The sequence below is a fragment of the Burkholderia sp. KCJ3K979 genome, from assembly GCF_016759955.1.
Classification (GTDB): Bacteria; Pseudomonadota; Gammaproteobacteria; order Burkholderiales; family Burkholderiaceae; genus Burkholderia; species Burkholderia orbicola.
This window is the reverse complement of the sequence record NZ_JACFYV010000195.1, coordinates 1-12526: the sequence shown is the minus strand read 5'-3', so window position 1 is coordinate 12526 and position 12526 is coordinate 1. Positions and strand designations below refer to the sequence as shown.

The 12526-nt window shown below is 65.9% G+C and carries 11 protein-coding genes and 1 pseudogene; 4 read left to right on the top strand and 8 right to left on the bottom strand.

Translation table 11 applies throughout. From position 1 onward, the window contains the following. On the bottom strand, positions 1-447 hold a 447-nt coding region (locus H3O04_RS28465; RefSeq protein WP_202588941.1), incomplete at its 3' end, for a hypothetical protein. 364 nt (positions 448-811) lie between these two features. After that, positions 812-1135, bottom strand: a complete 324-nt coding sequence (locus H3O04_RS28460; protein ID WP_006484612.1) for a hypothetical protein — start codon at positions 1133-1135, stop codon at positions 812-814. A 590-nt stretch (positions 1136-1725) separates the two neighbouring features. Between H3O04_RS28460 and H3O04_RS28455 the strand changes: the two genes are divergently transcribed. Then, on the top strand, positions 1726-2358 hold the full coding sequence (locus tag H3O04_RS28455; RefSeq protein ID WP_027809739.1) for a LysE family translocator: 633 nt from the start codon (positions 1726-1728) through the stop codon (positions 2356-2358). Between the two features lie 72 nt (positions 2359-2430). Here the strand turns inward: H3O04_RS28455 and H3O04_RS28450 are convergent, their stop codons facing one another. After that, on the bottom strand, positions 2431-4059 hold the full coding sequence (locus tag H3O04_RS28450) for an NADP-dependent glyceraldehyde-3-phosphate dehydrogenase (RefSeq protein ID WP_011694510.1): 1629 nt from the start codon (positions 4057-4059) through the stop codon (positions 2431-2433). A gap of 811 nt (positions 4060-4870) precedes the next feature. Here H3O04_RS28450 and H3O04_RS28445 point away from each other — a divergent pair. Continuing rightward, entirely contained in the window at positions 4871-7000 is a 2130-nt protein-coding gene (locus H3O04_RS28445) for a TonB-dependent receptor (protein WP_202588940.1), read from the top strand. Positions 7001-7193: 193 nt separating this feature from the next. Here H3O04_RS28445 and H3O04_RS28440 read toward each other — a convergent pair whose 3' ends face one another. Beyond that, on the bottom strand, positions 7194-8141 hold the full coding sequence (locus H3O04_RS28440; protein WP_006479806.1) for a LysR family transcriptional regulator: 948 nt from the start codon (positions 8139-8141) through the stop codon (positions 7194-7196). 225 nt (positions 8142-8366) lie between these two features. Between H3O04_RS28440 and H3O04_RS28435 the strand changes: the two genes are divergently transcribed. Further along, complete coding sequence (locus H3O04_RS28435; RefSeq protein ID WP_124464643.1) at positions 8367-9395, top strand: DUF1338 domain-containing protein; 1029 nt, start codon at positions 8367-8369, stop codon at positions 9393-9395. 237 nt (positions 9396-9632) lie between these two features. On the opposite strand, the gene H3O04_RS28430 is transcribed toward H3O04_RS28435, so the two are convergent. The 3 genes from H3O04_RS28430 to H3O04_RS28420 form a co-directional block, all read right to left on the bottom strand. After that, the gene (locus H3O04_RS28430; protein ID WP_006479804.1) at positions 9633-9830 is read right to left on the bottom strand and encodes a CsbD family protein; all 198 of its coding nucleotides are present in this window, start codon (positions 9828-9830) and stop codon (positions 9633-9635) included. Positions 9831-9883: 53 nt separating this feature from the next. After that, positions 9884-10234 carry a BON domain-containing protein gene (locus H3O04_RS28425; RefSeq protein WP_006479803.1) on the bottom strand — a complete coding sequence of 117 codons (351 nt, stop codon included), beginning with the start codon at positions 10232-10234 and terminating at the stop codon, positions 9884-9886. A gap of 76 nt (positions 10235-10310) precedes the next feature. After that, positions 10311-10475, bottom strand: a complete 165-nt coding sequence (locus H3O04_RS28420; RefSeq protein ID WP_012338780.1) for a hypothetical protein — start codon at positions 10473-10475, stop codon at positions 10311-10313. Positions 10476-10873: 398 nt separating this feature from the next. Here H3O04_RS28420 and H3O04_RS28415 point away from each other — a divergent pair, with 398 nt between their 5' ends. Further along, a complete protein-coding gene (locus H3O04_RS28415) occupies positions 10874-12406 on the top strand; it encodes a helix-turn-helix transcriptional regulator (RefSeq protein ID WP_006479801.1) in 1533 nt (510 codons plus the stop codon). A 16-nt stretch (positions 12407-12422) separates the two neighbouring features. Here H3O04_RS28415 and H3O04_RS28410 read toward each other — a convergent pair. Next, positions 12423-12526: pseudogene (locus H3O04_RS28410) on the bottom strand (IS110 family transposase); the annotation flags it as partial.

Genomic DNA, 12526 nt, shown 5'->3' with positions numbered 1-12526 from the left:
GTCGAATACCGATCGCACGAAAGGAGGACTGTCGAAGTGAACGCGGAAGCGTCGCGGCGCCGCTGCGGGAAACAGCAGCACCAGCAGCACGAACGATGCGATCGCGGTGAACAGCGCGGCACCGAATGCGCACAGGCTGTCGCCGTTACCGGAAGACGCCGCCTTGTCGGCGTGCGCGTCGTGCTTCAGTGCATCGACGAGCGCCAGCGCATCGTTGGCCGGCGTGATCGGCGCGCTCGCGTCGAAGCGGGCGGCCAGCGCGGCGGCGGTGACGATCAGCGGGCCCTGGCCTGAACACAGCACCACCGAGCCCGCATCCGGACCGTCCGGATCGAGCATCACGGCGCCCGACATCAGCGCGCGGGACAGCAGCGTCATGAGGAGGAACCCCCACAGCCACTGTCGCGCGACGCCTGGCCGGAGCAGGAAGCGGCGAAGTGCGTTCATGGCGCGCGATTGTACCTCCGTTTGCGTGGAGGGGCAGGCGGGTCGTGCGTGTGGAGTGGGGCAAGTCAGGGGGAGCCAGGGTGACGTCCCGTTCGCCGTCGGCCAGCGGATCGGCGCGATCGGCCGGCGGCAGTCGCGTCGTCATGCGCTCGGTGTCGTGAGCGTAGCGGCGATCGTTCGATCGGGATGCTTCCGCGCGTTGCGACTGTACTGCTTCACGAAGGAGCCGAATTCGCCGGCGAGCCGGGATGTCCGGTTTCTATTTCCAACGCTCATGCGGCGAGGTTATCCGACATTCGCGCGAATCGCGTATGGCCGGCGTTGCCGCGACGGTCGTGCGCGGCCTCCGAGCCGTTGCGCCCGCTCACACCGGATACGCATCGTCGACCTTCAGGTTCGCGAGCCGGAACAGCGTGCGCAGCGTCTGCGGATGGATGTCGCGGTGCGCGGCGAGCGACGTCAGCATGAAGTCGAGCACCTTCGCGTAGCGGAGCAGCACGAGGCAACGAGCAAGATCGGGCGTGCGGCCGCGCATGTCTTCGGCGAGCGTGACCATTTGCGTCGACAGCGTGCGCGCCATCTCGAGTTCCATCTGCTGTTTTTCGGTCCAGTCGGGCAGCGGCTGTTCGAGCACCTTCGCGAGGAAGAGCTGGAACGACGTATCGGACGAATTGGGCTGCGCATCCATGAAGAGCCTCGCTGCGTGTGCATATCGTACGGGCGTATCCGTGGGAGCGCCCGAGGGTGAAATCATGTCCGCGCGGTACCGGGCGCGGCTTCTGTCCGAACGGAATGCAGATTCCGTACCAGCCCCGCCGGACGATTGTTGAGCAATGTTGAGCCGTGATCCGGCATCGGTCGGCGAGTCCCGTCGGGACTGGATTGCGCAGGCGATCGAGAAGGGTGTCTACGGGCGGGAGGTGGGCGACGTCGGGCGCCCGACGCGGCGCGACGACGCGAAATGCTTCACGGATGTAACGTAACGCGGGCGTCCGGCGCATCGCGCGCTCGTGCCGGCGAACGGCCGGAACGACGCGCGCCGTGCGGTGCGGCCATGCCCGCCGTGCGTCCGCCGACGGGAAACGGCTGCAGGGAGCGCACGCCGCCGCATCGCGCGAACCGGCGGCGAATGCGCCAGTTGTTTCAAAACAGAGACGGTTCGGCGCGGCGATTGGTTGCATGGCCACGCAACTGGCCCAGCGATTGGCCGCGTAATTGTCCATGGGCAGACGGTGCAGGTTTGCCAACAATCTCCCGATCATCCCCGCGAGGTTCGATATGAATGTCCACGCCTTCTTCTCGGCCAACCTGCTGCTCGCCTACACGGCCTATTTCATCGGCACGGCCAGCCCCGGGCCGAGCAATCTCGCGATCATGTCGGTCGCCGCGAACCAGGGCCGCAAGGCGGCGCTCGCGTTCGCGCTCGGCGTGATTTCAGGGTCGATGTTCTGGGCGACGGTGGCGGCGCTCGGCATCTCGGCCGCGCTGCTCGCGTGGTCGAAGCTGCTGGTCGCGATCAAGGTGTTCGGCGGGCTGTACCTGCTGTGGCTCGCGTTCAAGTCGGGGCGCACGGCGCTGTCGGGCCCGCCGGCGGCAACGGCGAACGCGGCGCGCGAGCTGCGGCTGTCGCGCTTCTACGTGCGCGGCGCGATGCTGCACCTGACCAATCCGAAGGCGATTCTCGTGTGGGTGTCGATCGTCGCGCTGTCGTCGAACGGCGCGGGCGGCGCGCATGGCGCGGTCGTGCCGGGCTGCCTGGCGATCGGCTGCCTGGTGTTCGGCGGCTATGCGCTGGTGTTCTCGATGGACGGGGCGCGCCGGCTGTACGTGCGCGGGCGGCGTGCGATGGAAGCCTGCCTGGCCGTCGTGTTCGGCGTGGCGGGCGTTCGGCTGCTGGTGACGAACGTCTAGCCGCGCAGCGTGTGCCGGAAACGCTCCGCCGCATTGGCGTGCGACGGAGGCTCTGCGTCGATCAAGCCGGCTTCAGAAAATGAAGCCCGTATTGATGAACTTCGAGTGGTGATCCGACACGATCGAGTCGAGCAACTGTTTGCTGCTGTCGGTCTGCTTCGCCGCGACCATCGAGCGGATCGAGAACGCGCGCAACGCGTCGCTCACCGACAGCGTGCCTTCCGCCGAATCCTTGCGGCCCGCGAACGGGAACACGTCGGGCCCGCGCTGGCACTGGCAGTTGATGTTCACGCGGCACACCTGGTTCACGAGCGGATCGACGAGCGCGCCGATCTGCGCCGGATCGGAACCGAAGATGCTGACCTGCTGGCCGTGCTCCGACGTCGTCACGTAGTCGAGCGCGGTTTCCACGTCGTCGAACGGCGCGACCGGAATGATCGGCCCGAACTGCTCCTCGCGGTACAGCTTCATCCCTTCGGACACCGGATACACGACGGCCGGGTAGAACAGCGTCTTGCTGAATTCGCCGCCCTGATGGTTGACGACCTGCGCGCCTTTCGCCTTCGCGTCATCGATCGCGTCGGTCATGTACGCGGTGCGATGCATGCCGGGCAGCGGCGTGATGCTGACGCCCTTTTCCCACGGCATGCCGATCTTCAACTGTTCGAGCGCGGCGGTGAAGCGCTTCAGGAATTCGTCGACGATCGAGCGATGCACGAGCAGCATCTTCAGCGCGGTACAGCGCTGGCCGTTGAACGACAGCGCGCCGAGCAGGCACTCCTTCACGGTGAGGTCGAGATCGGCGTCGGGCAGCACGATCGCCGCGTTCTTCGCGTCGAGGCCGAGGATCGCGCGCAGCCGGTGCGACTTCGGGTGCTGCTTCTTCAGGTGATCGGCGACCTTGCTCGAGCCGATCAGCGCGAGCACGTTGATCTTGCCCGACGCGAGCATGTGCGGCACGACCACCGCGCCCGGCGCATAGATCGTGTTGATCACGCCCTTCGGGAACGCATCGCGGAACGCTTCCAGCAGCGGCTCGAACAGCAGCGTGCCGTACTGAGGCGGCTTGAACACCACGGTGTTGCCCATCAGCAGCGCGGGGATCAGCGTCGCGAAGGTTTCGTTCAGCGGATAGTTGTACGGGCCCATGCACAGCACGACGCCGAGCGGCGTGCGGCGGATCTGGCCGATCGTGCCTTCCGCGATCACGAAGCGCGAGTTCGCGTTGTCGAGCTCCTTCAGCGCGTCGATCGTCTGCGTCATGTACGTGACGGTGCGATCGAACTCCTTCTGCGAATCGGCAAGGCTCTTGCCGATCTCCCACATGATCAGGTTCACGACGAGTTCGCGCTGCGCGACCATCCGCTTGATGAAGTCCTGCATGCACGCGATGCGCTGCTCGACCTTCATCGTCGGCCACTCGCCGCGGCCGGCGTCGTACGCGCGCACGGCGGCGTCGAGCGCCGCGTCGCTTTCCGTTTCGCCCATCACCGGGTAGCTGCCGATCTCGACCTGCTCGACGCTGCCGTCCGCCTGTCGCACACATACCGGCGACAGCACGGTCTTGGTTGCGCCGTCCCACGGTCGCAATTCGCCGTCGACGAGCGACACGCGCTGGTGGATCGGCGAAGCCAGCCGGAATTCGGCGGGAATCTCTTGCAAGGCGGGAAACAGGTGCTGCAGGGAGGCGGAATCGGGCATGACGGTCTCGTTTGACGGGGTGTCCGGGAAGGACGGGCGATGCGAATCCTGAGCGGAATGATCCTCGATCCTGAATCGGCATCATGACGCGCACGCGGCTGCTCGTCACGCACGAACATGGCCGATTCAATGAATGGAACCAGTTCCATTTAAAAGGAACGCCGCAATGAATGCAACCTGGGTGCTATCGCGTCGAAATGACCGTAAGCATTTGGAAAGACTGTTGCCGAATCGCCGGTATAACGGCCCCGGTGCAACCGCAAACGTTTTACTTCGGCGGAATTGAGCGGATAATGGCCCGACGCGGTGAGGAAAAAAATGCAGTGAACCTGAGAGCAGACGTAGTGAAGAACAGAAGAAGATCCGCCGCGCCGCCGATACGAGGTCGGCTGCCCGGAGCGCCGGGTCGGGGTTGCCCGGTCCGGCGCGCACCGGACGATTGAATCCGTGCCGCCTGCTGCTCCTGATCCTTGGTGATCCTCTCCAGCTTCTCCGTCACCCCTGTCCCGCATCCCGCCTCTTGCCGATCGTTGCCGCATTCAGGCGACCGATTCAATTCTTTCGTTTTTATTACGTTTCAAGCCGTTCGCTAATCTGAAATAGAAAGGCATTCGTCAGGAATGCAGAGCGCAATGCGCATTCACGTTGCGGCCAGGCGACACGCTGAAAATTAATTAAAAACACGAATCATTCTCGTTTATTATTTCGCCGCATTACGAGCCGTGACGGGAAGTCACGGCTTTTTTCGTGCCGGTTGCGCCGGCCGGCGTGCTTTCGTTCGCCGTTTTCTTCACCCCCTTCTACGTTCACGATGAAACTCAACACGAGCGCGTGCCATGCGCTTCTGATCGCCACGTCGCTGGCCGGCGCCCGCACTTCGTTTGCGCAGGCGGCCGACGCCGCGGCAACCCTGCCCGCGATTTCCGTCAACGCGGCCGCCGAGCATGCGTCGTACGACGGCGGCCATTCGCGTGCGGCGACCAAGACCGACATGTCGCTGATGGACGTGCCGCAGACCGTGAACGTCGTGCCGCACGCGGTGATCGAGGATCAGAACGCGACGTCGCTGCAGGACGCGTTGCGCAACGTGCCGGGCGTCGGCTTCTCGGTCGGCGACGGCCAGCGCGACCAGATCACGATCCGCGGCTTCAACAGCATCACGGACCAGTACGTCGACGGCATTCGCGACGACGCGCTGTACTACCGCGACCTGTCGAACGTCGATCGTGTCGAGGTGTTGAAGGGGCCGGCGGCCGTGCTGTACGGACGCGGCTCGGCGGGCGGCATCGTGAATCGCGTGCTGAAGCGGCCGCTCGCGAACCCGGTGAACGACGTGGGCGTGACGCTCGGTACGCGCGGCGAGCGGCGCGGCGAATTCGACCTCGGCTGGAACGCGAACGACGCGGCGCGCTTTCGCATGACCGGTGCGGCCGAGAATTCGAACAGCTTCCGCGACCAGTTCCAGCTCAACCGGCAGGCGATCGCGCCGTCCGCGCAGTTCAAGCTCGACCGCGACACGGTGCTGAACGTCGAATTCGACTACCTGCACGACCGCCGCACGTCCGACCAGGGGATCCCCGCGTATCTCGGCCGGCCGGTCAACGTGCCGATCAACACGTACTACGGGTCGGCCGACGGGGTGAACAGCTCGTACAACGACGTCTCCGCGAAAAGCGCGACGGTGTCGCTCGATCATCGCTTCAACGATTCGCTGTCGTTCCACGGCGCGATCCGCGCGTACGACTTCTCGCTCGAGCGGAAGAACTACGTGACGTACGAGCCGATCAAGACCGCCGCGCATCCGGTCGTCACGCTCGACCAGTCGACGCGCCAGCGTACCGATCACGGTATCGACGGGCTGTTCGAACTCACGCAGAAGACGTCGCTGTTCGGCATGCGCCACGAGCTGCTGTACGGGCTGGAACTGTCGCAGCAGCAGAAGTTCGACACGATCTACAGCGTGTCGAAGGTCGCGACCTACGATCTCTTCAATCCGCAGCCGGTTGTCCTGCCCGGCGTGCCGACCGGCACGCGTGCGAAGACGAACGCGTCGACCGTCGTCGGGCTCGCGGGCGTCTACGCGCAGGACCTGATCTCGCTGACCGAACACTGGAAGGTGCTTGCCGGCCTGCGCTTCGACTACCTGAATCAGATTCGCCACGACTACACGTCGTCGAACGTCAATCTCGATCGCACCGACCATGCGTGGAGCCCGCGCGTCGGCCTGATCTACGAACCGCTCGACTGGCTGACGCTGTACGGGTCGTTCAGCCAGTCGTTCTCGCCGCTGGCCGACACGCTGATCAGTTCCGGCGCGTTCACGAACGGCGCCGCGCTCGCGCCGCAGAAGACCACCGCGTATGAAGTCGGCTCACGCTTCGACCTCGGCGGCAAGGCGACGGCCAGCGTCGCGCTGTTCGATATGCGCCAGACCAACCAGCAGATCGGCGACCCGGCGAATCCCGGCTATGCGCTGCCGATCGGCACGCAGCACGTACGCGGGATGGAGCTCGGCTTCACCGGCGAGATCGCACCGAAGTGGTCGGTGTATGCGGGTTACGCGTACCTGAACGGCACGGTGGACGGTTCCGCGCAATCGACGGCGGCCGGCCTCGCGGTATCGAGCAACACGCCGGGGCTGATGCCGCGCCACAGCGCGAACCTGTGGCTCAAGCGCGAGCTGCCGTACGGCTTCTATGCGGCGGCCGGCATGCAGTTCCAGTCGGCGCGCTACACGTCGGCGAGCGATCTCGTCACGCTGCCGTCGTTTACGGTGTTCAACCTGGGCGCCGGCTATCGCAGCAAGAAGGTCGACGTGACGCTCACGCTCGACAACCTGTTCAATCGCCGCTACTTCATCGCCGCACACGGCAACGCGGACCTGTACAACATGCCCGGCGATCCGCGCACGCTGACCGCCACGGTGAAGTGGCACATGTAACGCACGCGGTGCGCGACGATGCGGGGCTTCTTCACGATGCCTCGCACTCGAGCGCCCATGATCCGGCTCGCGCTTGATGTGTCGAGCATGAGCGGCCGCGCCCGCGCGCTGCTGGTGAAGATCGTTTCGGCCGGCGTGCCGGCGCGGCACGCATGCGGCGCCACCGCGTCATGACACCGGTGCGACCGCGCCGTTACTCGACGTCTTCGTCATCCTCTTCATCGGCGTCTTGCACGTCGCGTTCCGGCGCCGCATACGCGCTCGCTTGTTCGAGCAGCCAGCCGCGGAACGATTCCAGCGGCTTGCTGTGGCTGAACTCGGTCGGATACACGAGGTAATACGCCGAATCGCCGACGGTTGCCGCATCGCACGGCACGACGAGGCCGAGCTGCTGCAGCTGCTCCTCGACGAAGAACTTCGGCACGAGCGCGACGCCGAGCCCGGCCGCGGCCGCGCTGATCAGCATCGTATGCAGTTCGTAGCGCACGCCCTGCATCGTGCGGATGTCCTCGACGCCGTGCGTCTCGAACCACTGCGCCCACGCGCCGGGGCGCGTCGTCGAGTGCAGCAGCGGATACGCGAGCAGATCCTCGACGCGCTCGACCGGCCCGTTCAGCAACGCGGGCGAGCAGATCGGCACGACTTCCTCGCCGAACAGGTAGTCGGACGACGTGCCGGGCCAGGTCGGCTTGCCGTAGTGGATCGCGGCCTCGAAGTGCGTGTCCTCGAACGAGAACAGGTCGGTGCGGCTGCCCATGTTCACGCGCACGTCGGGCGTGCGGTCGTAGAAGCTCTTGATGCGCGGGATCAGCCAGTGCGACGCGAAGGTCGGCAGCACCGCGAGTTCCAGGTAGCCGCCGCCGCTGCCGTGCGCGATGATCGACAGCGTGTCGCGGTCGAGCGTTTCGAGCGCGCGCCGCACCTGCGTGCCGTACAGCTTGCCGGCGCGCGTCAGCACGACGCGCTGCTTCACGCGCGCGAACAGCCGCACGCCGAGGCTCGCCTCCAGCGTCGCGATCTGCCGCGACACGGCGCTTTCGGTCAGGAACAGCTCCTTGGCCGCGTGCGTGAAGCTCTCGTGGCGGGCGGCGGCTTCGAAAGCCACGAGCGCGCCCATGTTGGGGATCTTGAATTTGCGCATGATGCTCGATTGATCTGATGAATGGACCCGCACGCCGCCCGGGCGAAGCGCCGGCGATGAGCGGCTGATAATTCCAAAAACTCATCACGTATCAATTTAATCTCGCTTTACGCCCCGCTGCAACCCTTTGAATAATGCTTGCCATGCAAGGCTTGGCGCCCGTGGGCGGCCGGCCGACGAGTGGCCGGCACGTTTGCCGGCGAGTCCCCCGAGACGAGAATCCTGATGCGCAATCCGAATATCGACAGCTTGCTGACCAAGCTGCTGGGACAGGCGAAGACCGACGCCCTGTTCTCGACCCTGAACATGCCGGCCATCCTCGAAGAATGGGAAGACGGCGTCGTGACGCGCGCGGAAATCGCGCAGGCGATGAACATGGCGCTGTTCGAAGGGCTGCTCGAGCGTTCGGCGAACGGCCGCGCGTACACGGCCGAGGCGATCGAAAACGGCGGCTCGGTCCATTTCGACCACGGCGCGCTGCGCACGGTGCGCTGGCCGCACACGGGCGCACTGCCGCCGGGCGAGGCGGCGTTCACGCGCATCCTGCGTCCGCTCGGCTTCCGCCTGAACGGCCGCTACCCGCTCGACAAGCTCGGCATGACCGGCCGCGCGTATGCGCATGAAGACGCCCCGGATGAAATCGCGCAGTTCTTCGTCAGCGAACTGCATCCGGAGCGCTTCTCGAAGGAATTCCAGCAGGCCGTGACGAACGTGGTCGGCTCGTCGCGCGACCCGCTGTCGCCGGCCGCCGTCGCGCGGCTGTGGGAAGTCGAGCGCGAAGGCTGGCTGTCGCTGGAAGACGCCCATGCGCTGCTGCCGGAAATCGTCGGCGCGTTCGCGCGCCAGCACGACGTGCCGAACGAGCTCGACTACGAGACGCTGCTGATGGAATCGGCGGAAATGGCGTGGATCGCGACCGAGGGCAACGCGTTCAATCACGCGACCGACCGCGTCGCCGACGTGTTCAAGCTGTCCGACGACGAGAAGGCGAAGGGGCGACCGATGAAGCCCGAAGTCGAACGCTCGCGCTCGGGCCGCGTGTTCCAGACGGCCTATCGCGCGGATACCGTCGAGCGCGAATTCCGCACCCGCGACGGCGGCACGGTGAAGCGCAACGTGCCGGGTTCGTTCTACGAGTTCATCACGCGCAAGCGCACGTTCGACCAGGCGGCGCGTCGCTGGGTGACCGACCTGCGCTTCGATGCGGGCAACGCGCAGGGCATCTTCAAGATGACGGCGAACGCGGCGAAGTAAGCGCGACGCGTCACGCACTGCGGATGAAAAGAAACGGGCCGGCGGCTGATTTCAGCCGCCGGCCCGTTTGCATTGACGGGGCGTCGCGCGTCAGAAGAGGTGCGTGACCAGAAAAAACAGCACCAGCAGCCCGATCGGTACGCCGAGCAGCCATGCGATCAGATATTTGCCCATGTCGTGGTCCTCCTCGTGGCCGCGACGCGGCGTGCGTCGCGGCGGGGTGAGACGACTGGCGCGTTACAGCTCGCGGTCGAACTCCTTCAACTGCTTCTCGGCTTCGTCGCGGGCGATCCCGTAACGCTCCTGGATCTTGCCGGCCAGATAATCGCGATTGCCTTCCGCGACCTGGAGATCGTCGTCGGTCAGCTTGCCCCACTTGGCCTTCAGCTTGCCGGTGAGCTGCTTCCACTGACCCTTGATCTTGTCTTCGTTCATGGTGTGCTCCTTTCGTAAGGGGAGAAAAGTGCGGCGCTCGGCCGCGGGGTAGCTCAGGCCTTCGCCTTCAGGCCGGATGCGTCGACGTGCTTCACGCCCTTGATCGCGCGGGTCACGGCGACGGCCTTCTTCACGGCGACCTTCGTCGGCAGCACGCCCGTCAGCGTGACGACGCCGTCCACCGTCTTCACGCTGATGTCGGTGCTCTTCACGCCGTCGGTCGTTGCGAGCTCACCTTTCACCTTGGTCGTGATCCACGTGTCGGTGACAGGCTGATTCGATTCGCTCGCCATGCCGCTGTCGGTCGACGAGGCCTGGGCATGCGCGTTCGTGAGCGGCGCGGCGGAAAGCAGGAAGGCCGCGCTGACGGCGAGCAGGGTCGAAAGGTGCGAGGTCTTGTTCATTGATGTTCTCCTTCGATTGGCGGGTTGAATCAATCAGTCGGTGAGCACGGCGCGTTCCCGTGCGGTTCCGGTGCGTTCAACGCGCGATCGGCGTGTCGTAGCCGGGCTCGCGCGGCGGCATGTCCGGGCGCGGTACGTCGGGTGGCAGCGGTACCGGCGGGTCGGTGCCGGGCGCCGGTTCGGGCGGATGGTCCGGGGCCGGTTCGGGCCGCGTCGGATCGGGTGTCTGATGCAATTTCATCCGGGTGTCCTCCCTCTGCGGTATGAAAGGGCAGCGCATGAGCGCCGATGCAGTACCAGCGTACCGACGCGAACGCGAGCGGACATCGCGCAAATTCACCGGATCGATTAGTGCGTTTGCACTGGGGGACGGAACAGACGGCGGGGTGGGGACATGCACCACGACCCGGGCAACGCGGCGCGACAGGCGCGCTGGCCGCATCGCACCATTCGGCGGGGCACCGCACGATCCCGGGCGGCGTGCGAATGTACTATTCGAGATAGTGCATTCGCGCGTGTCGCGCCGTTGCGCGGCACGCGATCATCGCCGCACGCGCCGGCCGGGGCATGCCGCTGCAACGGGCGCTCGGCCGGCGCTCATGTTGATCGCTCATGTTGACGACAAGGGACAACGATTCGATGAACGAACCAGTAGACGAACAGGCGCTCAAGTCGCATACCGACCGGCGCCAGCTGCACCAGATCATCGCGGGGCTGACCGAGGGCGTGATCCTGATCGAGCCCGACCAGCGGATCGTCTGGGCGAACGAGGCTGCGCTCGCGATGCATGGCGTGACCGAGTTGAAGGCGCTCGGCGCGGACGTTACCGAATACCGCGAGCGATTCCGGCTGCGCTACCGGAACAATCATCCGGTGCGCGACGGCCACTATCCGATGGATCGCGTGATCGCGGGCGAGGAGTTCAGCGACGTGACGGTCGAAGTCGAATCGGCCGCCGACGAGTCGGTGAGCTGGGTGCACCGCATCCGCAGCCTGGTGCTGACGAACGCGGCCGGCGCGCCCGACTGCCTCGCGCTCGTGCTGCACGACGCGACCGAATGGGCGAGCGCCGAGGAACGCTTCGAGCGCACCTTCAACGCGAATCCGGCGCCGGCCGTGATCTGCCGGCTCGACGACTTGCGCTACGTGAAGGTCAACCAGGGCTTTCTCGACATGACGGGCCACGCGCGCGACGACGTGCTCGGCCGCTCGGTGTACGAGATCGACGTGCTCGAACAGGCCGAGCGACGCGAGCTGGCGATCGAGCGGCTCGGCGAAGGCGCGACGATCCCGCAGATGGAGGCCGTGCTCAAGCTTGCCGACGGCAGCACCAAGGCGGTGGTCGTCGCCGGGCAGCCGATCGACATGAACGGCGAGGCGTGCATGCTGTTCACGTTCATGGATCTCGAGCCGCGCAAGCAGGCCGAGCGCGCGCTGATGCAAAGCGAGGAACGCTTCGCGACGGCCTTCCGGATGGCGCCGGTCGCGATGGCGATCGTCACGGCCGACCGTTTCGAGCTGCTCGACGTGAACGATGGGTTTGCCGCGATGACGGGCCATGCGCAGGCCGATCTCCTTGGTAAATCCGCGGACGAGATCGGGCTGTGGGCCGAACGCGGCGCGTGGTCGCGTATCGAAGGCCGGCTCGCGGGTGACGGTCACGTGCGCAACGTGGACGTGCAGATTCGCACGCGCGACGGCGACGTGCGCGATTGCGTCGTGTCGGCCGACCCCGTCGCGATTCACGGGCGCGACTGCCTGCTGGTCGCGCTGCTCGACATCAGCGACCGCAAGCGCACCGAGATGGAGCTCGTCTATGCGATCGAGACGGCGATGCAGGACGCGTCGTGGTTCAGCCGCACGCTGATCGAGAAGCTCGCGAACGTGCGGCGCGCGAATGCGCCGGATGCGGGCGCGCAGCTGTCCGACCTGACCGCGCGCGAGCGCGACGTGTTCGACCTGCTGTGCCACGGTCTGGCCGACAAGGAAATCGCCGGCCGCCTCGGGCTGGCGCCGAACACCGTGCGCAATCACGTCGCGACGATCTACGCGAAGCTCGACGTGCACAGCCGCGGCGAGGCGATCGTGTGGGCGCGCGAGCGCGGCATCGTGGGCGCGGCCGAAGCGAACGGCGCGCGCGGCGACAAGAGCGGCGCGAAGGGCAAGGACTGAGTAACCGTCTTCCGAGTCAAGCCCGATGAAGTGAATCGTCCCAAGGCGTGTTGGTTTTGACCATGGCATTGAGCATGGTTAGGAGCTTGCGCATGCAGGCAACAAGCGCGACCTTGGACA